Annotated in this window: 18 protein-coding genes and 1 tRNA gene; 11 read left to right on the top strand and 8 right to left on the bottom strand. The window is 43.5% G+C overall.

Annotation, left to right across the window (positions count from 1 at the left end; all coding sequences use genetic code 11):
* Positions 1–92: 92 nt before the first annotated feature.
* From PG901_RS12380 to PG901_RS12365, 4 genes are all read right to left on the bottom strand, one after another.
* Positions 93–896, bottom strand: coding sequence for a hypothetical protein (locus PG901_RS12380; protein ID WP_271134604.1), 804 nt, complete (start codon positions 894–896; stop codon positions 93–95).
* A gap of 263 nt (positions 897–1,159) precedes the next feature.
* Positions 1,160–1,250 (bottom strand) — tRNA-Ser (locus tag PG901_RS12375).
* A gap of 155 nt (positions 1,251–1,405) precedes the next feature.
* Positions 1,406–2,578 (bottom strand): type I glyceraldehyde-3-phosphate dehydrogenase, encoded by a 1,173-nt coding sequence (locus PG901_RS12370; RefSeq protein ID WP_271134607.1) that lies wholly within the window; start codon positions 2,576–2,578, stop codon positions 1,406–1,408.
* Between the two features lie 161 nt (positions 2,579–2,739).
* Positions 2,740–4,671: an AAA family ATPase gene (locus PG901_RS12365; RefSeq protein WP_271134603.1), complete on the bottom strand. Its 1,932-nt coding sequence runs from the start codon at positions 4,669–4,671 to the stop codon at positions 2,740–2,742.
* 274 nt (positions 4,672–4,945) lie between these two features.
* Here PG901_RS12365 and exaC point away from each other — a divergent pair, with 274 nt between their 5' ends.
* The 8 genes from exaC to PG901_RS12325 all read left to right on the top strand — a co-directional run bounded on the left by exaC (position 4,946) and on the right by PG901_RS12325 (position 15,314).
* Positions 4,946–6,472: an acetaldehyde dehydrogenase ExaC gene (exaC, locus tag PG901_RS12360; RefSeq protein ID WP_271134602.1), complete on the top strand. Its 1,527-nt coding sequence runs from the start codon at positions 4,946–4,948 to the stop codon at positions 6,470–6,472.
* Between the two features lie 117 nt (positions 6,473–6,589).
* Positions 6,590–6,916 carry a DUF779 domain-containing protein gene (locus PG901_RS12355; protein ID WP_271134601.1) on the top strand — a complete coding sequence of 109 codons (327 nt, stop codon included), beginning with the start codon at positions 6,590–6,592 and terminating at the stop codon, positions 6,914–6,916.
* A 231-nt stretch (positions 6,917–7,147) separates the two neighbouring features.
* Positions 7,148–8,791, top strand: a complete 1,644-nt coding sequence (locus PG901_RS12350; RefSeq protein ID WP_271134600.1) for a GMC family oxidoreductase — start codon at positions 7,148–7,150, stop codon at positions 8,789–8,791.
* 542 nt (positions 8,792–9,333) lie between these two features.
* On the top strand, positions 9,334–10,974 hold the full coding sequence (locus tag PG901_RS12345) for an ABC transporter substrate-binding protein (RefSeq protein ID WP_271134599.1): 1,641 nt from the start codon (positions 9,334–9,336) through the stop codon (positions 10,972–10,974).
* Positions 10,975–11,180: 206 nt separating this feature from the next.
* Positions 11,181–12,197 carry an ABC transporter permease gene (locus PG901_RS12340; RefSeq protein WP_271134598.1) on the top strand — a complete coding sequence of 339 codons (1,017 nt, stop codon included), beginning with the start codon at positions 11,181–11,183 and terminating at the stop codon, positions 12,195–12,197.
* A gap of 151 nt (positions 12,198–12,348) precedes the next feature.
* Positions 12,349–13,263: an ABC transporter permease gene (locus PG901_RS12335; protein WP_025650615.1), complete on the top strand. Its 915-nt coding sequence runs from the start codon at positions 12,349–12,351 to the stop codon at positions 13,261–13,263.
* A 1-nt stretch (position 13,264) separates the two neighbouring features.
* Positions 13,265–14,353 (top strand): ABC transporter ATP-binding protein, encoded by a 1,089-nt coding sequence (locus tag PG901_RS12330; protein WP_271134597.1) that lies wholly within the window; start codon positions 13,265–13,267, stop codon positions 14,351–14,353.
* Positions 14,343–15,314: a peptide ABC transporter ATP-binding protein gene (locus tag PG901_RS12325; RefSeq protein WP_271134596.1), complete on the top strand. Its 972-nt coding sequence runs from the start codon at positions 14,343–14,345 to the stop codon at positions 15,312–15,314. The genes PG901_RS12330 and PG901_RS12325 overlap by 11 nt, the downstream gene beginning before the upstream one ends.
* 12 nt (positions 15,315–15,326) lie before the next feature.
* Here PG901_RS12325 and PG901_RS12320 read toward each other — a convergent pair whose 3' ends face one another.
* Complete coding sequence (locus tag PG901_RS12320) at positions 15,327–16,331, bottom strand: NERD domain-containing protein (protein WP_271134595.1); 1,005 nt, start codon at positions 16,329–16,331, stop codon at positions 15,327–15,329.
* Between the two features lie 223 nt (positions 16,332–16,554).
* On the opposite strand from PG901_RS12320, the gene PG901_RS12315 reads away from it, so the two are divergent.
* The gene (locus tag PG901_RS12315; RefSeq protein ID WP_271134594.1) at positions 16,555–17,160 is read left to right on the top strand and encodes a YceI family protein; all 606 of its coding nucleotides are present in this window, start codon (positions 16,555–16,557) and stop codon (positions 17,158–17,160) included.
* 161 nt (positions 17,161–17,321) lie between these two features.
* Here the strand turns inward: PG901_RS12315 and PG901_RS12310 are convergent, their stop codons facing one another.
* From PG901_RS12310 to serS, 3 genes are all read right to left on the bottom strand, one after another.
* Entirely contained in the window at positions 17,322–17,642 is a 321-nt protein-coding gene (locus PG901_RS12310) for a hypothetical protein (RefSeq protein ID WP_201565223.1), read from the bottom strand.
* 617 nt (positions 17,643–18,259) lie between these two features.
* Complete coding sequence (tkt, locus tag PG901_RS12305; RefSeq protein ID WP_271134593.1) at positions 18,260–20,257, bottom strand: transketolase; 1,998 nt, start codon at positions 20,255–20,257, stop codon at positions 18,260–18,262.
* Positions 20,258–20,559: 302 nt separating this feature from the next.
* On the bottom strand, positions 20,560–21,846 hold the full coding sequence (gene serS, locus PG901_RS12300; RefSeq protein ID WP_271134592.1) for a serine--tRNA ligase: 1,287 nt from the start codon (positions 21,844–21,846) through the stop codon (positions 20,560–20,562).
* Positions 21,847–22,380: 534 nt separating this feature from the next.
* On the opposite strand from serS, the gene PG901_RS12295 reads away from it, so the two are divergent.
* Both PG901_RS12295 and PG901_RS12290 read left to right on the top strand, forming a co-directional pair.
* Entirely contained in the window at positions 22,381–23,046 is a 666-nt protein-coding gene (locus PG901_RS12295; RefSeq protein ID WP_271134591.1) for a YcxB family protein, read from the top strand.
* 366 nt (positions 23,047–23,412) lie between these two features.
* Positions 23,413–23,898: a Dps family protein gene (locus tag PG901_RS12290; RefSeq protein ID WP_271134590.1), complete on the top strand. Its 486-nt coding sequence runs from the start codon at positions 23,413–23,415 to the stop codon at positions 23,896–23,898.
* The last annotated feature ends 41 nt before the right edge of the window (positions 23,899–23,939 follow it).

Below are 23,939 nucleotides of genomic sequence, written 5' to 3'. Positions count from 1 at the left end.
AACTTGTAAAGATATCGCATAAAAAAAGCCCCAATCAATTGCTGATTGGGGCTTCTTTTATACGCTCAAATATTATTTATCACTTACTGATATCAACTACCAAAATACATTCCTCTACCTAAGCTACCGTTGTTAGCGATAATCGATAAGTTGCTATCTACGTCGTCAAGTAAGGAGATACCTATATGTTTTTCTCCAGCAGCAGCGCAGTTAATTTGACCAAAAGTTACACTGCTTATAAAATATCGTTGTGAAGCAACTTGGGTAAGTTTACCTGATATTTTACAGCCTTTAATATCTTCACCAGTAAAATTACCATCCATACTGAATTTGATCGTTGCTTCAGCTGCACCCGTCCCACTGGTCACATATAAGGGACCAGTGATTATTTTATTATTAACCTTGTCCAAAGTATGTCTTTTAAAGGGATCCATTTTGAGCTTTAGATTATATGTTATGGGTCTCGAAGGTAAGTCGGTGAATGAACCCTCTATGGTATTTGATGGAGTATAAGTACCACTAATCATAGCATCCTTACTAGTTCGGTTATCGTAAGGATACGCTTTTCCTGATACCGTAAACTTACTATTAGTAAGTAAGATTGAGTCATTACTACTAATAAAGCCTATGTAATTATCTTCATTACCTTCTGCATAGGTAAACCACAGCCTACTATTATCATCAACTAACCCTTCTAAAAACTCACCTTCACCTGATTTACCTTCATAAAAACCTGGCATTAACTTAACACCGGGTGTTGGTGTTGGTGTTGGTGTCGGTGTCGGTGTTGGTGTTGGTGTTGGTGTCGGTGTCGGTGTCGGTGTCGGATTAGAGTCATCACTACCGCAACCTAAAAGGGCAGTAGCAGCTAAGAGATACAACGCTAGTTTATTCATTAGACTATCCTCAGGTTATTTAACGACGAGGTTGTAGGAATTACATTGAACTACAACTAGATTATATTCAATAAAGTAAATATATACTAATTATTTAATTCCTTTAAATTCATTTTTTGTAATATATAAACATTCTTATCAATATAAGTCTTTAGTCTCAAACTTAGCTATACCCTATTATCTTCACTGCCTTTTACGTCATAACTATTTTTTAGACATAAAAAAAGCCCCAATCAGTAATTGATTGGGGCTTTTTTCGAATTTGGCGGAGACGGAGAGATTCGAACTCTCGAAGGGCTATGAACCCTTGTCGGTTTTCAAGACCGGTGCATTCAACCGCTCTGCCACGTCTCCATTGGTGCATCATTATATAGATATCATTAGATAATGCAAGCGGTTCATATTAAAAAAATGAAATTAATTTGCAGCTGCTTTTAAATCAATGACTTACCATTTGCTCGCAACTATTTATTCAGCTATTTAGCTTAAACTATTTACTTTAAGCTATTTTATTTACTCGAAGCTAAATGTAAGCACATATCAAGCAACCTGTTGGCATAGCCCCATTCGTTATCATACCACGCAAAAACCTTATACTGATCACCCACGTGCATAAGCTGTTGCCCATCAATAATCAGTGACTCCGTTTGATGGATAAAATCACTTGAGACCAATGGCTCATCAGTATAGGCCATGATATCAAGCAAGCAACCTATGCTAGCCGTTTTAAGCACATCACGAATCGCCTCTATACTGACATCTGGGGTATCAAAGACAAAGGTCACATCAATAGCGGCAACATCGATGGTGGGCACTCTGATTGAATGGCCGTTTATTTTGCCGACCATCGCTGGCAATACGCGCTCAGTGGCCGCGATACTGCTGGAAGTCGTAGGAATAATATTGTGACCAGATGCGCGCGCCCGCCTTGGGTCACGATGCGCTTGATCGAGTACGGTCTGATCAGCGGTGACGGCATGAATCTCAGTCATCATCGCTGACTTGACGCCAAACACTTTATCAAGGGTAGCAATCAGCGGCACCAAGGCCTGCGTGGTACAAGAAACGCTCGATATAATCGGCAGCTCACGCGTGAGCTCATTAGTATTGACGCCCATAACGATACAAGCATCAACATCATCAAAAGGCGCTGCACCGATGATGACTTGCTGCGCGCCCGCTGCTATATGCAACTGCGCTTGCTCATAAGAGCGAAAGTGCCCTGTACACTCTAGCACCACATCGACGCCCAGTTCCTGCCATGGTAGGTTTTTTGGGTCAGGCTCTGAGAGCATCTTAATACAGTACGTTAAATTGTTTTTAGTCAGACACAGCTGAGTGTCTGTATTAACAGTCGTATTGCTATCACATTTACCAGCATCGACGTCACTCATTACAATATCAGCGCTAACACCCAGTCGGGTTAAGCGACCGTGGGTACTGTCAAATTTTAGCAAATGCAGCAGAATGTCAGCCGGTGCCAAATCATTAATCGCCACCACATGAATGGCACGACCTAACACCTCAAAGCGCTCTAGCAAGGCGCGAAGTACATTGCGCCCTATGCGACCAAAGCCATTAATAGCGACTCTCAGAGGCTGTGTGTGCTCGCCAGTGGTAGGATATGCGACTACCGCTGGGTCAGACGTCAATTGATAAGTGGCGCTAGAAAAATCAGGCATAACATCAGACATAAAGGTGTATCGCTATAAAGGGATATAAAAAATTGAGCGCTGCAAGCTCAATGCTCTCATGAAAAAACCAACAGACTACTATGACCGACTTCTTATCATTGGCTTTTATACAAATGGCTTAACCATGATTGATTGGCTCAGTTGGCTTACTAAGGCGTAATAAAAATCAACGCCAAACGAATAGTGTTGTAATCGATGCTTTGCTTAAGATGGTCAAAGATTGGGCGCAGCTTAATGCTGCCATCATCATTAAAGTCGTTTGGATTGTTGGCGACTTTAATCGCCACATAAGCGTTACCCACTGCCGTCATCACTTCATCGTCTGGGCGCAAATGATCACAAGCAAGGCTTGGGTCTTGAGATTTTAGCTCGCCAATATGACGCATAATGGTCGATTGTGATAGCTGACGCGCTTGCGAAATTTCCGCAATAGATAAGCTTTCTTCTAATAGTATTCGGGTGGCGAGCAAGGTACTGTCCGACTTATCAGATACTTGGTTGCCGAGTTTTTGTTTTTTGTCTATTTGTGCCTGCTGTTGCTCGCGGCGTTTTTTCTGCAAATTGGCATAAGCATCAATCACTGACTTGTTAAGCGTTCCACCTGACTTTAAGATAAACTTCTCATGCGCCTGCGTCATACTTTCTTCATCGAGCATCGCATAATTGGCATCAGCCTCATCAGATAATGCTAAAAAGCGTTTGTCAGCGCCGCGTGCGAGCGGATCAAGCTGCAAGCTCATGTCATTCATACCGAGCAGTTGTAAACCTGCCAATGACTTTAGCCGTGATAATGCCACATAACCTTGCCCAAGCTCAAAGGTGCGCGATAAATCAATCTCTGCCGCATCAAGGGTCATACCTTGTGATTTATGAATGGTAATCGCCCACGCCAGACATAAGGGCACTTGCTCGTAGCTTGCCAGCACGTCACCAGTCTCATCTTCGATAATCCATTCTTCCGGCTCAGCGATGACTTCACGACCGGAATTTAGCCTAACCACGGGCATTTTTTGCGTCGTTGGTTTTTTAACTTTTGGTTTATCTTTATCCTTGGTGGTCTTTTTACCTTTGCCTTTTATACTCTTATCATTCTCACTTTCAATGCTTTCACTATCGTCTTCTATCAAATCATCATTATTGTCTTTATCATCGTTAATTTTGACAGCAGCAAAACCTATCAGCTCGCCCATGGTGCCGTTAGAGACGCCAAGCTCGGTATTGTTTTTGATAAACATCACCTTAGCCCCAACTTTTAATACCAAATCATCTTGGGTACGGACGGTCTTTTTCAGGGTCTCAACCAGTTTACTATCACCCGTAGAGGTGGCGGTAAAACGCATCATCTCGCCATCTAACGCGGCAAGCTCTTTATCATTGATGCTATTAACGTTGAGGTTATGGGTGTAGAGACGGGTACGTTTGATATCGACGTTTTGATCAAAGGTGGCCTCTAAGGCAGCAATCGCTTCAAAGGTCACTTCTTGACGGCGAATTTGATTGAGGATATCGTCCAAATCAAGTCCGCCATTCGCCGCTTCGCTCACCTGACGATGTTGCTCAGACAAGTAGCAAATATGGAACTTAGCATCAAGCCATGCTTCAGACATAAAGGCAAACTTCTCACGGTTGGTCTCGCCTTTACTACCAATCGGCGGTAACTGGAAAAAGTCACCTGCAACGACGACCTGAATACCACCAAACGCTGCATCGTTTTTGCGTACGTGCTTAAGCACTTGGCTGACCAAATTAATCTGCTTAGCATGCAGCATCGATATCTCATCAATGATAAGTACCGCTGTATCTTTTAAACGGTCTGCCAAGAACTGCTTACGTGATAAATTGCTTAAATCACGATCAGTCAGCTCATCCTTGATACCAATGCCCGACCAACTATGAATGGTCGTACCGTTCATGTGCGTGGCAGCAATGCCCGTACTCGCGGTCACAGCCACAGGGACACGGCGCGCGCGCAGATAGTCAATATATTGATTGAGAGTATAGGTCTTACCTGAACCTGCTGAGCCCGTCAAAAATACATTTTGACCCGTTTTTAAGATATCAAGAGCAGAAGATTGACGCATATATCTAAACCAATTTAGTTAATAGTAATAAGAAAAAGAGCTTAAGCACAAATTATGAGGGACAAGCTGCCCACAATTATAACAGCTACGCCAGTTTTGCGAACCACTTTAACCCGTCAAGCTTACATAACCTAAAGTTATATGATACGAAATATATCATTATAAAAAGTCATTATCGCTCAAAGCCAAAGCTCAGTACGATAGAGTCATAGCTTGGTCAGGAAGGCCAGGTATGTTTATCTATATAACCATAGTACACAACAAGGAATCGTTCATGTTATACGCCTATCCCAATACTGAAAAAAGCCCCGTTCAATTCCGCAAAAAATATGACAACTTTATCAATGGTGAGTGGGTCGCGCCAGTCGATGGCGAATACTTTGATAACTCAAGTCCAATCGACGGTAAAGTTTTTTGTCAGGTTGCACGCTCAAAAGAAGCCGATGTCGAAGCGGCGCTAGATGCTGCTCATGCTGCCAAAGACGCATGGGGCAAAACCAGTGTCACTGAACGCTCTAATATGTTGCTCAAACTTGCCGCCGGTATCGAAGCCAATTTAGAGGCAATCGCCATCGCCGAAAGTTATGAAAACGGTAAGCCCGTACGTGAGACCCTCGCTGCTGATATTCCAATCGCCATCGACCATTTGCGTTACTTCGCTGGCGTTATTCGTGCACAAGAAGGCGGCATTAGCCAAATTGATGAAGACACGGTCGCCTATCATTTCCATGAGCCGCTTGGCGTCGTCGGTCAAATCATTCCTTGGAACTTCCCTATTCTAATGGCGATTTGGAAAATTGCCCCAGCCCTTGCCGCTGGTAACTGTATCGTCCTTAAGCCTGCCGAGCAAACCCCAGCTTCTGTTTTGTACATGCTTGACGTCATAGGCGCGGCGGACATTTTACCGAAAGGCGTACTAAACGTCATTAATGGCTTTGGCGTTGAAGCCGGTAAGCCAATCGCTTCTAATCCCCGTATCGATAAAGTTTCGTTTACGGGTGAGACCACCACTGGTCGCTTAATTATGCAATACGCCAGTGAAAATATCATTCCAGTCACACTAGAGCTGGGTGGCAAAAGTCCAAACATCTTCTTTGCCGATATCATGGATGAAGACGATGACTTCTTAGACAAAGCGGTTGAAGGCTTAGTCATGTTTGCGCTCAATCAAGGTGAGGTCTGTACTTGCCCTTCACGCGCATTGGTACATGAGAGCATCTATGATGAATTTATGAAACGCTGTATCGCCCGCGTCAAAGCCATCAAAATGGGCAACCCACTTGATACCGATACCATGATTGGCGCGCAAGCCAGCTCAGATCAGTTAGAAAAAATCCTCTCTTATCTTGATATTGGTAAAAAAGAAGGCGCAAAAGTCTTGGTCGGCGGTGAGCTTGCCAAACATGATGGCGACATGGCAAACGGTTATTATGTACAGCCAACCATCTTTGAGGGCACCAATGACATGCGCGTGTTCCAAGAAGAAATCTTTGGTCCTGTGCTAGCTGTCACCACCTTTAAAGACGATGAAGAAGCGCTGACTCTTGCCAATGATACCTTGTACGGTCTTGGTGCTGGCGTCTGGACGCGTAATGGTACGCGCGCTTATCGTTTCGGTCGCGGCATTAAAGCTGGTCGCGTTTGGACCAATTGCTATCATCTCTATCCTGCGCATTCAGCGTTTGGTGGCTATAAGCAGTCTGGGATTGGTCGCGAAAACCATTTAATGATGCTCGATCACTATCAGCAAACCAAAAACATGCTGGTATCCTATAGTCCTAAAGCGATGGGCTTCTTTTAAACCTGTCTTTTGTTATTTTATAAATGAATCAATGCAATCTATCGCTAGGTAGATTGCATTTTTGCTTTAAAACTCATCAGCAAAAATGAGCGATTTATAAATTAAAAGGAGTTAATTATGAAACTTAAAGCAACAGAATCCTGCAAAGCATTAATTGAGTTATTAAAGTCTAAACATGGCGAGCTGATGTTCCATCAATCGGGCGGCTGCTGCGATGGTAGCTCACCGATGTGTTATCCATTGGGCGAGTTCAAAGTGGGCGGCCAAGACGTGCTCATCGGCGAGCTCGCTGGCTGTCCCTTCTATATGGGTAAAGCGCAGCATAAACTTTGGCAACATACCGATTTGACCATCGATGTGGTCGATGGCCGCGGGGCCAGTTTTTCGCTTGAGATACCTGAAGGTAAGCGTTTTATTGTGCGCTCAGAAGTATGTGCGCTATAAAATGCGACTTTATTCACAATAATCTATAAGTCTCATATCAGCGCATTTTATGTCTAATTGGACATTGAGTTTTTCATAACACTTTGAGCAATACAACTTTGCCAAATACCACTTGGTCATTTTTATTGCATTATTTGAGCAAAATAATAGATACTGTAAGACGGAAGCGATTTTAGAAGCTCGCTTTAATGAGCGCGTTTTAATAAGCATGGATGCTATAAGGAAGATAACATGGAAGTTGATCCAAAGTTTGATTACGTCATCGTGGGTGGCGGTTCTGCAGGCTGCGTGCTTGCCAGCCGGCTGACAGAAAATCCAGACCTCAGTGTCTGCCTATTAGAATACGGCGGTGAAGGCAAAGACCTTGCAGTTCGTGTCCCTGCAGGTTTGATTCTCCTAGTCCCAGGCAAGCCGCTGAAATTGAACAATTGGTGCTTTCATACTACCCCGCAAGCGCATCTGAATAACCGGCGCGGCTTCCAACCACGTGGTCAATGTTTAGGTGGCTCATCAGCGATTAATGCCATGATTTATACCCGTGGCAGTGCCTTAGACTATGAGCGCTGGGTTGAGCAAGGCTGTGAAGGTTGGGGTTTTGACGATGTGTTGCCCTACTTTATTAAAGCAGAAAATAATATCCATGGCGCAGATGAACTGCATGGTGACAGTGGACCTTTGCATGTCAGTGATTTACTAAGTCCACGTGATATCTCAAAAGCATTTGTAGAAGCTGCCGTTGCCAATGGTTTAGATCAAAATGATGACTTTAATGGCAAAAAACAAGACGGCGCTGGGCTATATCAAGTCACCCATTTTCATGGCGAAAAACAAGGTCAACGCTGCTCTGCGGCGGCCGCTTATTTACATCCAGTTCAAAGCCGACCAAATCTGACCGTCATTACCCACGCCCAAGCCAACCGAGTTATTTTTGAAGACAAACAAGCCGTTGGCGTCGCTTATGAAAAAGATGGCGTCGAGCATACGGTGATGGCAAACCATGAAGTGATTTTATCAGGTGGCGCTTTTGGCTCACCCAAAGTCCTGATGTTATCGGGTATTGGTCCTGCTGAGCATTTGCAGTCTCATGATATCGATGTCTTAGTCGATGCGCCCGAGGTTGGCGGTAACTTGCAAGACCATTTAGACGTGGTCTTTGATTATAAGGTTAATACCACTGATGTCATCGGTATTGGTATGGCAAGCATTTCAACCTTAACCAAAAGCATTCGCCAGTGGAGAAAGGATGGCACGGGCCTGCTGTCTACCAACTATGCTGAAGCGGGCGCGTTTTTTAGTGTCGGTGATGACCCAAAAGACTGGCCAAATACTCAGTTGCATTTTGTCATATCGCGCGTGATTGAGCATGGTCGTGATCTTAGACGCGGCTTTGCCGTCTCTTGTCATAGCTGCTATCTGCGCCCTGAAAGCCGCGGCACCGTTAGGCTTGATTCTGCTGACCCGTCAGCTGCGGTATTGATTGATCCAAACTATCTCTCACACCCAAAAGACGTAGAGTATATGGTGGCCGGTGCTGAGCGTACGCGCGCTATTATGCAAGAATCGCCCATCGCAAAATATATCACCGAAGACTACCCTGCTCCTTATATTGAAAAAGACGGTATGCTCGGCTATATCCGCAATAAGTCAGATACCATCTACCATCCTGTCGGTACTTGTCGTATGGGTTCAGATGACAAATCCGTGGTCGACTTAGAATTAAAAGTACGCGGCGTCAGTGGATTACGGGTTATTGATGCGTCTGTGATGCCGACCTTGATTAGCGCCAATACCAATGCACCAACGATTATGATTGCTGAAAGAATGGCCGACCTTATTAAAGCCAAGCATAATCATATTGAGCTAGCCGCGTCATAAAATACGTTAGGATGGGATGGGGTAAGCAGCTTATTGTGGCTGCTTTTCTTTAACAAGCTTATCTATTCAAAACTTGATATTCAATAAAATGAGAATAAGCTGATGGTATAAAAATGTGGCTCATATTTTTTCGTTGCTATCTTTAGAACTTATTTAGGCAATTTTATATTAACAGTCTATGTTCTGGTTTTTAGAATACTGAAAAAAATCGACAAGCGACGTTAGTTTACTGAATTCAGTAACGACTAATAAATTCGGCAATAAAGATATTAAAACGAAACGTTTTCTATCAAAATTAGTTTATAGATGCCTTGCATTAGCAGTGTTTAACAGAGTATATTTAAACGACTTATTTATATCAGTATTTTTTGCAAACCTGACTGACGGTTTATAGAACCTGACGCATTTTTTATTTGCTTATCAACAATACGATATAAACAATTGCTTTAAAGGGAATTAAAAGGACGTCAAGCATATTTATGGTTCGCAAACGAACTTATAAAGATGCCTGGCAACTAATTATAATTACATAGGATGTAATAATGCAAAAATCACTTTTCAAATTGACCCTGTTGGCGACAGTTATCTTAGGTATCAGCGCCTGTAGCGGCGACAACAAAACCACTGACGGAACTGCTGCCAGCTCAGACGCCAAAGCCGCGAAAACCCTACTTTATTGCTCAGAAGGCAGCCCTGCTGGCTTCGATCCCGCACAGTATACGGCAGGTACGGATTTTGATGCGAGCGCCTATCCTATCTACAACGGCTTGGTAGAATTCAAAAGAGATGGCACTGAGATTCAGCCAGCCTTAGCCGAAAGCTGGGTTATTAGCGAAGACGGCAAAACCTATACCTTTAATCTACGTAAAGGTGTCAAATTTGGTAAAACCGATTACTTTACCCCAACCCGCGATTTTAATGCGGACGACGTAGTCTTTACGCTAGAACGTATCACCAATCCTGATTTTGAATTTAATAAAGCCTATCCTGCTGAGTTCCCGTATTCTGTCGGCATGGGGCTGCCTGATCTTATCTCTACTATCGAAAAAGTTGATGAAAATACCGTAAAAATCACTCTAAGTGAAACTAACGCGCCGTTTTTGCAAAACCTAGCGATGGCCTTTGCTTACATCGATTCTGCTGAATATGCAGACAAGTTAATGGCTGCTGGTAATGCTGCTGATATCAACACCAAACCAGTAGGTACCGGACCTTTCGTCTTTACCTCCTACCAAAAAGACGCGCAAATTCGTTATACCAAAAATCCAGATTATTGGAACAAAGACGATATTCATATCGATAATCTTGTATTTGTTATCACTAAAGACTCGGCGGTTCGTGCGCAAAAAGTGCAGGCTGGCGAATGTCATGTGTCCGCTTATCCAAAACCTGCCGAAATTGAGTCTGTTAAAAAATCTGGTAAGGCCACCGTGCTTGACCAACCCGGCTTCAACATCGGTTATGTCGGCTATAACGTTGAAAAGCCAAAGCTTAGCGACCTTAAAGTTCGTCAAGCATTAGATATGGCCATCAATAAAGACGCTATTATCAACGCCGTTTATCAGAGCGAAGGGCTTAAAGCGACTAATCCTATGCCACCAACGCAATGGGGTTACGATAAATCGATTAAAGATGCGCCTTATGATGTGGAAAAAGCCAAAGCGCTTATGAAAGAAGCAGGTGCGGACAAACTTGCCATCAACCTCTGGTATATGCCAGTTCAGCGCCCCTACAACCCGAATGCCAAGCTCATGGCTGAAATGTTGCAAGCAGATTGGGCGAAGATTGGTGTTAATACCAAGCTGGTCACTTATGAGTGGGGCGAGTATCTAAAACGCGCCGCTAAAGGTGAGCCTGATGTTATCTTAGCAGGTTGGACGGGTGACAATGGCGATCCAGATAACTGGCTTGGTTCGCTATTATCTTGTGATGCGGTCGGTGGCAATAACTACTCACGCTGGTGTAATAAAGACTTTGACAGTTTAGTAACCAACGCCCGTCAGATTACCAATCAAGATGATCGCGTCAATGACTATGTAAAAGCTCAGCAAATATTTAAAGAGCAACTGCCTTGGACCACTATGGCGCATTCGGTGGTGACGGTATTCACCGCACCAAACGTCGTCGACTATAAAATCAGTCCACTTGGCTCAATACGCTTCGATGGTGTCAAGATTGAATAATCTTAACTGATGAAGTCCGGTACGACATGCACGATTGTTTAATTGCTATTCGGCTGGGTCAGATACTCTGCTCCAGCCGTATTTATATGAATTAAGCACCCTGTTAAGCAAGCGCTTTGTTAAGCATTCTGTCACCGATATTCTCATCATTACTAACATTCTAATCATCGACCAAGAACTATTAAACCACAACTATTGAGCAGCCCATGCTACTTTATATTTTGCGTCGTATTGCCATCCTCATTCCTGTCTATCTTGGCTTAACGCTATCTACTTTTACCCTGATTCGGCTCGTCCCTGGAGATGCCGTCGAGATTATGATGGGTGAGCGTATGGTCGATCCAGAGCTCCATGCTCGTGCCTTAGAAAGACTTGGTTTAGACAAACCTCTTATTATCCAATATTGGGATTATTTAACCGGTATATTGACCGGTGATTTTGGGGTGTCTTTTCGTACCCGTACCCCCGTATTACCAGACTTCTTTGCCCATTTTGTACCAACCTTAGAGCTAGCTGTGTGCGCCATTGTCATTGCCAGTATCATTGGGGTGAGCTTAGGTATTTTTGCCGCGCTGCGCCGTGGTACATGGATTGATTACACCTTGATGTCAGGGGCGCTGGCTGGCTACTCTATGCCCATTTATTTATTAGGACCTATCTTAACGGGTATATTTGCCCATTATCTTGGTCTGTTACCCGTCGCCGGTGTCATATCTGTCGCACAGTTTTTAGACGTCAAACCTTTATATGGCTCATGGCTACTTGGCTCTTTAACATCAGGCGAACCTGGCGCGTTTTGGGACGTGGTGAAACACTTTATCCTACCGTCTATTGCCTTATCGACCATACCACTCGCGATGATTGCACGCATGACGCGCTCGGCGATGCTGGAGGTATTGGATGAAGACTATGTGCGTACCGCGCGCGCCAAAGGTTTATCGCCGCGCCGCGTGATATTGGTACACGTCATGCGCAACGCCTTGATTACTGTGGTGACGGTGATTGGCTTACAGATGGCAACCTTGCTCGCTGGCGCCATTATTACTGAGACTATCTTTAGTTGGCCGGGTGTTGGTAATTGGCTACTCGATGGCTTCTTTACCCGTGATTATCCTATTGTGCAAAACGGTATCTTATTGGTCGCCACCGCCTTGATTTTGGTTAGTTTATTTATTGATATTTTGTATGGTCTAATCAATCCGCGCATCAGACATACTTCTTAATTTAACATTGATAAATACTCATATTATAAATAGTGGCTATTGGTGTTTGCATGGTTTTGAGTGGTTTTTTAGCAAATGCTTAATACTTATTAAGGCTAAAACTCTAAAACTTTAAATATTAGTAAAGCACTAGCCACTGTAGGAAATGCTCATGAAGCCTTCTGTTCTTCCCTCTGATCTTAAGCTGATGGCAGCCACACCGCCGTCGTCTTGGCAGCTATTTTTATCGACATTTTGCCGCAATAAAGGCGCGGTACTTGGTTTTATAGTACTGGCCTTGATGGTGATTATCGCCATACTCGCGCCCGCCCTTGCACCCCATGATCCTTATGAATTATTTACCGGTCAAGAGCAATTGCCGCCCGCATTTTTAAGTGGCGGCGATACGATGTTTTGGCTTGGGACTGATGATGCCGGTCGAGATACCTTATCTCGGGTGATGTATGGCGCGCGTTATTCCCTATTTATCGGTCTAAGTGCGACGACCCTTGCTATGTTGGTTGGCGTCTCGTTAGGGCTTAGCGCCGCGTTTTGGCCAAAGGTTTGGGGCAAAGCGGTGATGCTAGTCAATGATATTTTAATGTCTTATCCAAGCTTGCTATTGGCGATTATTATTGCGGCTATTTTAGGGCCGTCTATGACCAACACCATTATTACCATTGCCTTGGTTTGTACGCCGCCTTTTATCCGTCTGACACGCGCGACGGCCATGGTAGAGCTACAACGTGAGTACTTTGTTGCTTCGCAAGTCATGGGGGCTGGCGTGCTGCGCTTATTATTTATAACCATTTTGCCAAATTGTATGGCACCACTCATCGTCCAAGCGACAATGATTTTTTCCTCTGCTATTTTAGAAGCAGGTGCGATTGGTTTCTTAGGCTTTGGCGTGCAACCGCCAGATGCCGAATGGGGCGCAATGCTCGGTACAGCGCGGCAATATATTCAAAGTAATGTTTGGCTCGCTATTTGGCCGGGTGTCGCCATCTTCTTAGCTGCCTTGTCGATTAACCTGACGGGTGATGGATTACGCGATGCGCTAGATCCCAAATTAAAGCAGGTGACCTAAGATGACTGATACCTTAGATAAAACAGCGCTTACCCATACTTCTATGAATGGCTCGTTAATAAAAGAAGCGCCACTGTTGTTAGATATTGAAAATCTTTCGGTCACCTTTGGTCAAGGCGCGCGTACTTTTCGCGCCGTCGATGATGTGTCATTAAAAATCACCCAAGGCGAAGTCATCGCCGTCGTCGGTGAGTCCGGCTCAGGTAAGTCGGTCACTATGATGGCGCTCATGGGACTATTGCCGCCCTCTGCGACAGTTCGTGCCAAGCGGGTGATGTTTGATAATAAAGATATGCTGAGTATGTCAGCCAAAGAAAAACGCGGCATCATTGGCAAAGACATTTCTATGATCTTTCAAAATGCCATGTCTTGCCTAAATCCGAGCTTTACCATTGAGATGCAACTGGGTGAAGTACTGCGTAAGCACCTTGGACTGCGCGGTGCAGCAGTACAGGCGCGTATCTTAGAGCTGCTCGAACTGGTTGAGATGCCGGATGCCAAAAATCGACTCAAAGTATATCCGCATCAATTATCAGGCGGTATGAGTCAGCGGGTCATGATTGCGATGGCGATTGCTTGTGAGCCAAAACTGCTTATTGCCGATGAGCCAACCACGGCGCTTGACGTCACGGTACAAGCACAAATTATGGATTTGCTCGGGCGCTTACAACGCGAAAAACAAATGGCAATGGTATTAATTACCCATGACTTGGGTTTGGTCGCGCAAAACTCACGCGATGTCGCCGTCATGTATGCCGGACAAGTGGTCGAAACCAGTACAGTGCCGGAGATTTTTCAACATCCTGCCCATCCTTATACCGAAGCGTTGCTACAAGCCATCCCTGAGCTGGCAATCGGTCAAGACAGGCTCAATAGTTTGCCGGGTGTGGTACCAAGCCAATATGATCGCCCAAGCGGTTGCTTATTGTCTCCCCGCTGTCCCTATAAAGAGCCCGCTTGTGAAGTGCCGCCGCCCATTTTAGATACGCCCAATGGCAAAGTGCGCTGTATTCACTCTGAATTGCCTGACTTACCTTCTCGCACCTCTACCCCTCACCCTGCTACTTTGGAGTCACAGCATGAGTCATAAAGTGGTCTTAAAAGCAGACAACCTACACAAGCATTACCCCGTATCACAAGGATTGGGCAAGCCTAAAGCGTATGTTAAGGCGCTAAATGGCATCTCGTTTGAGCTTGAAGCGGGCAAAACGCTAGCGGTCGTTGGTGAGTCAGGTTGCGGTAAATCAACGCTTGCCCGCCAACTAACGCTGATCGAAGAGCCTACTGATGGTGAGTTATTTATCAATGATGAAGCGACGACCGGCTACAGCCGAAAAGCATTAAAAGAATTGCGTACCGAAATTCAAATGGTATTCCAAAACCCTTATGGCAGCCTAAACCCGCGTCATACGATTGGCTATCAACTGACTGAACCATTAGATATTCATACCAAGCTATCTAAAGAAGAAAAGCGTGACAAAATAAACGAGATGATGCGACATGTCGGTCTACGTCCCGAACATGCTGGCCGTTATCCGCATATGTTTTCGGGTGGTCAGCGCCAACGGATTGCTCTTGCCCGCGCGATGATGCTTAATCCTAAAATTGTCGTCGCTGATGAGCCAACCTCAGCGCTCGATGTGTCGATTCAAGCGCAAGTGTTAAACTTGTTTATGGATTTACAGGACGAATATCACACTGCTTATGTCTTTATCTCTCACAATCTATCAGTAGTGCGCCATGTTGCTGATGATGTGATGGTGATGTACTTAGGTCAAGCCGTCGAGCATGGGTCTAAAGAAGCGATTTATAATGCCCCAAAGCACCCTTATACCATTGCTCTATTGGCGGCGGCACCGACTGTAACTGGCCATAAAAATGATTTAACCCTACATGGTGAGCTGCCAAGTCCGCTTAATCCGCCGAGTGGCTGCGCCCTGCACAAACGCTGTCCTTATGCCAAACAACAATGCAGTGAAATAGAGCCAAAACTGCGAGAGTGGGAAGGTCGATTGGTTGCGTGTTTACGTTTAGAAGAGATTTATGGTTAGGATAAGGACAACCTAATCAACATTCACCACGCCGCGACACTTAGGAAATTGGCTACAACCAAAAAAGGTCTGACCTTGGCGAGCGCCTTTTTTGGCAACGCGTTTAATCATCTCGCTATTACACTTAGGGCAATTAGGTATTTGAGCTAAAATAGTTGTTTGGTTTATTGGCTCTGACTCTATAACCTCAAACGGGGTAATAAAAAACTCATCATTATTAAGCAGTTTATTGTTAGTCTGTTCATCGATAAGCTGAGTACTGATAGACGGCGTAATAGCGATATCAGCAGCCTGCGCCACTTCCGTTTGACCAGACCATCGCAGCACCTCTCTGCTTTGAAGAGTAGTCTTTTTAGGAGATTCTTTTACTATTGGCTCAGACGCAGGATGATTAGCTGATTTAGTCACTGACTTAGCATTTGGTTTATCACTAGCTTGCTTGTTTGACTGGCTATACTTGTCTTTTAGATAGGCTTTATGCTGTCTATTGGTTTTCCAAGATTTACTAAATCTATTACTTTCAATCTGCTCAACGATAGCTTTAACTTCATCTTCGCTCAATAACTTATCTTGTTTTTTCTTCACATAAGATGCCATGCCGCTCGTCAATACATGCTCTGGTAACTCATCACGAGTTTTAAGCTCACACTCGCCAATGAATGCAATCATCGAATGAAAATAATTCAAATCTAGCGCTAACAAATCTGCTAATGTCTTGATATGCAGATAATTCTGCCTGAGCGGGTTTTGAAATTTATACTTACGACCCATGATGACCTGCGTCCACTGCCTTTGCGCCTCATTACCGAATATCCAACCTTTATAGTTTTTGGTTTCGATGACAAAAATGCCATACACAGAGACAATAACATGGTCAATTTGGGTACTGCCACCGTTGGCTAATGGCAAAGTGATATTATTCAGGCGATGATAAACATCTTTTTCAAGTTTTAGCCACATGGCAATGTTGATGACAGTTTCGCCTAAAACACCTTTAAAGCTGGACATTAGCGACATGATTTTTCTACTATATAGAGAAATAAATTACTTATTTTAAGCGATACGCCCTTACTAATGCTTACTTCTAAATCGCTCATAACTTTAATAATACATTGAAACAGCACAGTTGTAGTACGCTATCGCATTATTATTTAGGCTATAAAGCTCAGTACTACTTTAAAACCACTTTAAAAGTACTTTCAATACTGACGACTTTAATACTACTCTTTGGATCATACGTATGAATACACGCGCCGCTTCTTGGCTTAAAATCACGCTTGGCACCTCTTTATTATTATCTTTGCCTATGATGGGACTGGCCGCTAATACGATGCCACAAAAGTGGAAGCTAGATGTGCCGAAAACCAGCGCAGATTTTGAGGTCAAATACTTAGGCAAGGCGACCACTGACGGTAAGTTTCGTAAGGTAAATGGGGCGATCAATTATGACGTCAAAAAGCCTGAGAGTACCACCATTAATTTTACCGTGCATACCAATAGCATCGATACCGAGCGCAGGCTACGTGACTCTTTTTTACGACGTAAGGAGCTGCTAAACACACAGCAATATCCGACGATGACGTTTGTCTCAAAAAAAATCAAGATGATTACGCCTAAAGAAGCCAGTGTCACGGGCGACTTTACCGCTTTAGGTCAAACCAGACCGTTAACGGTAAGAGTGACTTTATCTGATGTCGAAATTGACCCCGTCACCGCACAACCGATATTAAAGTTTCGCGCGACGGGTATGGTAGATCGCTATAACTATGGGGTGACGGCTTTCCCAAAAATTATTAGCAATATCATCCCACTTGAGATATCAGGAAAGCTGATTGCTGCTAATTAATTAAGTGACAAAAAAACCCAACTTAGAAGTTCTAAGTTGGGTAGATAACACAATAGATTTTAAGATACTCTTTACAGAAACACCCCATTATTTAGAAACGCTATGACCTGAAAAATCACTCGAAAATCGATTAAATTTTAAAACCATATTTTCTAAAGTTTTTAATACTGCCATATTTGGTCTTCTGCTATGCCAGCTTTGTCTATTTTATTTCTTCTTTTCTGAATTTTAGTATCTATCTTTTCTTGCTTTTTCATCGCCTTTTGGTTGATATCGTCTATCATTCTTTGAATCTTCTTATCTACTTTGTCTTGTTCTTTTTGACGCTGCTTATCTAACTTGGCAAGCTCTTTTTGACGTACCTTGTCTATTTTATCCTGCTCTTTTTGACGCTGCAGATTCAGCTTACTTAGCTTTTTTTGAACCTTTTTACTTAACGTAATCTCATCTTTCGCTTGTTTTTTAACAGATTTATTCGACATGATAACTCTCCTGAATCATATTATATAAAACACTTAGATACTTGATGGTAAGTCAATCCTCATGTCTAATCAATGTGCCAGTACAAAACAGGTACACGTCCTTAAACACCCTTTAGATTAGCAAACTAGATATAACACTAATAACGGCTCAATATATAGTCAGTTCAAAATAAAAGCGATACGTTATAGCTATGTGCGACTGGGATAAATTTTCCTTGCTTGCTGTTATCACAGAGGCTACGAAAAATTCATCCCAGTCGCACTGTATCGATTTTAAAGTAATTCTACTATAGAACATTACATTAAGCTTGGTTAAAACCGAGAAGTAGTTAATATCAATTATTTCGAAATTGAAAGTATATTTATAATTAGATTCGCGTGGAGTCATTCGCGTAAATAAATACATTCATTTTATTTTTTCATATTTATGCGTTGGTGCGCGGGTCGCACCCTACGTTAAAATTTAACAATTCATTGCGTATCGTGCCTCGACACTAAACGAACCATCAATCCATTTAGAATGATTCAAAAGCAAAAATAAAACCATAAAAAAGAGCCACTAGAATTATCGAGCAGCTCTTATATAAACTCAAAAACTAACTCTAAGCTTTGATTAATCAGACCAAACTATTCACCGCATCAACCACTGCTTCAGCGGTAATACCAAACTCTTTATAGAGCTGATCTGCTGGCGCTGATTCACCATACGTCGTCATACCGATGACTTTGCCATCTAGACCAACGAACTTATACCAGTAATCTACATGCGCGGCTTCGACAGCGACGCGAGCACGGTTATTGCTTGGTAATACCGCTTCACGGTAGCTAACATCTTGCTCCACGAAGATTTCCGCACAAGGCATAGAGACGACACGGACACCAACACCATTTGCACTTAACGTCTCATACGCTTGCATAGCAAGGCCTACTTCTGAACCTGTTGCGATGATAATTGCTTTTAGCTCGCCTTGTTCTTTTGCTAATACGTAACCACCTTTAGTGATGTTAGCGACTTGCTCGCTGTCACGTGCTTGATGTGGCAAGCTTTGACGACTGAAAATCAATGCAGATGGATTGTTTTCTGATTTAATCGCTTCGACCCAAGCAGTAGCAGATTCGGTCGCATCACACGGACGCCATGTACGTAGGTTTGGCGTGGTACGTAGGCTGGTCAATTGCTCAACAGGCTGATGCGTTGGACCATCTTCACCCAAACCAATAGAGTCATGTGTATAGACATGGATGATACGTTGTTTCATCAATGCGCCCATACGCACCGCATTACGCGCGTATTCCATAAACATCAGGAAGGTTGCCACGTAAGGGATAAAGCCGCCATGAAGCGCGATACCATTGGCAATCGCCGTCATACCAAACTCACGCACGCCATAATAGATATAGTTGCCGTCAGCATCTTTCTCGATGCCTTTTGCGCCTTTAAATAGCGTGAGGTTCGAGCCTGCTAGATCCGCTGAACCGCCTAACAGCTCTGGCAATAATGGCTGCAAAGTATTGATGGCATTTTGACTGGCTTTACGACTGGCGACATCGCCGCCCTGCTCTTGGGTTTGCTGAATATAGGCTTGTGCTTGGCTATCAAAGTCAGCAGACAATTCGCCATTTAAGCGGCGTAATAGCTCAACTGCCAATTCTGGATAAGCCTTTTTATACGCTTCAAAGTTCGCATCCCAGTTCTTTTGTTGTACATCGCCTTTGGCTTTACCGTCCCACGCTTCATAGATTTCGTCATCTAATTCAAATGGTGCATGCTTCCAAGATAGCGCATCACGGGTTAAGACAATTTCGTCATCACCAAGTGGCGCACCATGACTGGCTGCTAAGCCTTGCTTGTTTGGACTACCCGCGCCAATCGTTGTTTTACAAATGATTAAGCTTGGCTTAGTGGTCTCAGCAAGCGCTTGCTCAGTTGCTTGGGTAATTTCATCGGTATCATGACCATCGACTTTGATAACCTGCCAGCCATAGGCTTCAAAGCGAGCTTGCGTATCGTCAGTAAACCAGCCTTCGACATTACCATCGATTGAGATGCCATTGTCATCATAGAAGAATACCAACTTGCCCAATCCTAACGTGCCCGCTAGTGAGCAAACTTCATGGCTGATACCTTCCATCAAGCAGCCATCACCCAAGAACGCATAAGTATGATGGTCGACGATGTTATGACCGTCACGGTTGAACTGTGCGGCAAGCGTTTTCTCTGCAATCGCAAAACCAACCGCATTGGCGATACCCTGACCTAGTGGACCCGTCGTGGTTTCAATACCTGGGGTATAGCCAAGCTCAGGATGACCTGGGGTTTTTGAATGCAGCTGACGGAAGCCTTTTAAGTCATCGACGCTGACATCATAACCCGTTAAATGCAGCAATGAGTAAATAAGCATCGAGCCATGGCCGTTCGATAAGACAAAGCGGTCACGGTTATGCCACTGTGGATCAGCTGGGTTGTGCTTTAAAAACTTACGCCACAAAACTTCAGCAATATCAGCCATGCCCATCGGCGCGCCCGGATGTCCAGAGTTGGCTTTTTGAACCGCATCAAACGACAACACACGGATGGCATTGGCTAATTTACGTTCGCTAATTGGAGCTGGCATAGAGTGTCCTAATATTCAAATGAGAAGTATGGATGACAAGCAAAAAATCGGTGGAACAATAGACATGAAACAATAGAATAAGAGTGCGATAAACGCTCTTAAGAATTAGGTGTTTGATTAAATGACAATTTTAACATATTTGCCATAAGCCAAACTAAAAATGCGCTGACAGAAGCGTTTGCATTTAGCAATCACTCCTATCAGTTTTGTTAAACGATAAACAATGTTAGATTCCTAACCACAAACTGCCAGTAAAAATAGCAACTCGCAGCTCATAACCATTTATAACAACATTGAATTACTTAAGCTGAAATGGTTTCAACACCGCCCATAAACGGACGCAACACTTCTGGAATGGTGATGCTACCATCGGCGTTTTGGTGATTTTCCATCACTGCCAATAAGGTACGACCAACGGCCAAACCTGAACCATTTAGCGTATGCGCTAGGCTCGTCTGCTTGCCGTCTTTAACGCGCGTGCCCATACGGCGTGCTTGGAAATCACCGCAGTTTGAGCAGCTTGAGATTTCACGATAGGTCTCTTGGCTCGGTAACCAAACTTCGATATCATAAGTTTTTTGTGCGGCAAAGCCCATATCACCGGTACATAATTTGACCACGCGGTACGGCAGATTAAGCTGCTGTAAGATATACTCAGCTTGTCCAGTCATTGCCTCAAGTAAGTCATCTGATTGCTCGCTAGTGGCGATATTAACCATCTCAACTTTCTCAAACTGATGCTGACGAATCAGACCACGGGTATCACGACCGTGCGAGCCCGCTTCACTACGGAAACACGGTGTATGCGCAGTGAATTTTAATGGCAACTCTTTGATATCCAAACGCTCACCACGTACCAAGTTGGTCATTGGTACTTCAGCCGTTGGAATCAGATAAAAATCCGTACCTTCGTTATTGGTATGATTGGTCAATTTAAACAAATCATCTTCAAACTTCGGCAATTGACCCGTACCTTTTAGACTTTCAGAGTTCACAATATAAGGCACATAGGTTTCAGTGTAGCCGTACTTGATGGTATGGGTATTGAGCATAAACTGAATCAAAGCGCGATGCATTTGCGCAAGCTGACCTTTTAACACATTAAAACGGCTACCTGTTAATTTTGCAGCGGCTTCAAAGTCGAGCATACCCAGCGTTTCGCCAATATAAGTATGGTCTTGAATTTCAAAATCAAACGCGCGCGGCGTACCCCATTTGCGCACTTCGACGTTATCATCTTCTGACGTACCAACGGGCACATCTGCTGCTGGAATATTTGGAATTTGCATTGCTGCTTGGCTAATGCGCTCTTGCAAGGTACGCAGCTCGTCTTCAGCGGTCTTAATCTCACCGCTGACACTTTGCATCTCAGCCAATAATTCGCTGGCATCTTCGCCCGATTTTTTTAGCGCACCCACTTGCTTAGCACCCGCATTACGGCGCGATTGCAGCTCTTCAGTTTTGACTTGTAAAGACTTACGTTCGTTTTCAATATTTTGCCAAAACGCCATATCAAGCGTATAACCACGAGTGGCCAGCTGCTGTTGTAAATCCGTTAAATCACCGCGTAAGAGTTTTGGGTCAATCATAATAGTTGCCTGTAGCGCTAAAAGTGAGTAAGAAATGAAAAGAGAAAATAGTAGTTAAGTATAAGTAGCTATGTTAAGTAGCCAAGTAATGGGGTAAAACAAAAAATGGCGCGCAAAGCCTTATAATATCGTTATAAAGCTTCGCAATGACGCCATGTCAATCATAAGAATAAACGATAGCCACTATCATACCAAGACCCAGCAGATTTGACCATGTTTTGGCTATATTTTGCCACAATCTTGCCTGTTTTTTGCGCCAGCTTTACGGATTAAATAAGCAATAATATGAGCCGCATAATTCTCTTATGAATCAAGTTCTATCATTGACGCTATTATAAATAACGATGCTATCTGAGAAATAACCGGGCTATCCATGAACATAGCCGCTTATATGTTTCATTTAAGAGCAGTTTTCGGTAAGATAAGCGCATATCTTTATTCTACTTCCAGCCAAGCCCAGCCCAGCATAGTATTACAGCTTCGCTTTGGCGCTTTTCATCCCACGCTTTTAACATACGTATCTGAGAAACCTTTATGGCCCTGTACCCCTACACGCTACAACCTGTCGCCTTAAACTTAACCGAGGCTGAATTTCACCAAGCACAGTATGAGCTATTTGCCAGTGCCAGCCCGTCTTTTGGTCTGTCGAGCATTAAGATGAAAGAGTGGATTATTATGGCAGTGGTTGTCATTTTAGCCCTTGCTGGTTTGGTTTTTTTGACCGGTTACTCGACCATCATTTTTTGGCTCATGCTAGCGTCTGTGGTTATTTATCTATTGGTTCGTACCCTTGGCTTTAAATGGTATGTCAAAAGAGAGTTTGAAAAACAAGTTGCTGACCAAGAAATGCCCGATGAGATACGTCAGATGAAATTGGGCGTACAAAAGCATGGTCTTGTGATGGCAATGCCGGTCAATCAGCCTGACATGTTTAATAGCAATCAGATGCGCGGCATGCAAATGCGTCCAGGTAGCACTCAGCAAGCAGTTATCCCTTGGACGTCGATTAAAAGTTGGGATGAGACCGATGACTATATCTTTATGATGTTTGAGATGAAAGGTCAGCAAGGCAGCCAAATCGTTCCGAAGCGCTTACAAGCACAGAAGTTTCCAATCGATACGGTACGTCAGCATTTATTAGAAGTCATTCCTGCTAAAGGCTTAAATCCTGAAAACTTGCAACCACCGGCAAAAGTATAAATCAGCTGCTAGGTGGTTAGCATGAAGTATTAGCCTTATAGAATAGATTGGATAGCTTAAATTGTATAATATAGACTGAATAGTAAAGACGCCGTGGTTTAGGTAAACCAATTACAGACTTCGATTAATTGAATTTAACTTGTCATGGTTTCTTTGCTATTATAATAAGCATCAACAGACAAGGTGTAGAAGAGATAAAAATCTAGCAAACATATAACGAGCATAGCAATGCAGGAGATGACTTGCTACACTCTTAGGCTTCTATATTTAACTTAGTACTCCTATACTCAGATGAGTATGTCGAATACTAAGTCTATAACAATAACCAATCTATTAAATCAACACTCAAACTATAAGGATAATATTATGAGTAATACTAATAATGCGACCAACCAAATCGGTCTAGAAAAATCAGATATGAGCGAAGTGATTGCTAAGCTCAACAGCCTACTATCAAGCTACCATATGTTTTATATTAACGTGCGTGGTTATCATTGGAACGTAAAAGGTGAGCACTTCTTCACATTGCATCCAAAATTTGAAGAGTTATATACCAGCTTACAAGTAGAAATTGATGAAATCGCTGAGCGTATTTTAACCTTAGGTGGCACGCCGCTACATGCATATAGCGACTTTAGCCAACATACCAGCATTCAAGAAGATAAAAACGTGAAAGATGGTAATGCTTGCGTGAAAGGTGTGGTGACTGGTCTACAATCGCTTATCGCTGAGCAGCGTGAGGTTTCAACACTGGCAGTAGAAAGCGAAGACCAAGGTACAGCCGACTTAGTTGATGAGTATGTACAGCAGCAAGAAAAGCTTATTTGGATGTACAACGCTTTTTTAGGCTAATAACTACTGAAGAATAATTCATCACTAAACTAGCTATTCGT

The sequence above is a fragment of the Psychrobacter sp. ANT_H3 genome (assembly GCF_027919975.1).
Taxonomy (GTDB): Bacteria; Pseudomonadota; Gammaproteobacteria; order Pseudomonadales; family Moraxellaceae; genus Psychrobacter; species Psychrobacter maritimus.
The sequence above is the reverse complement of the archived record's forward strand: the minus strand, read 5'-3'. Positions and strand labels throughout refer to the sequence as shown.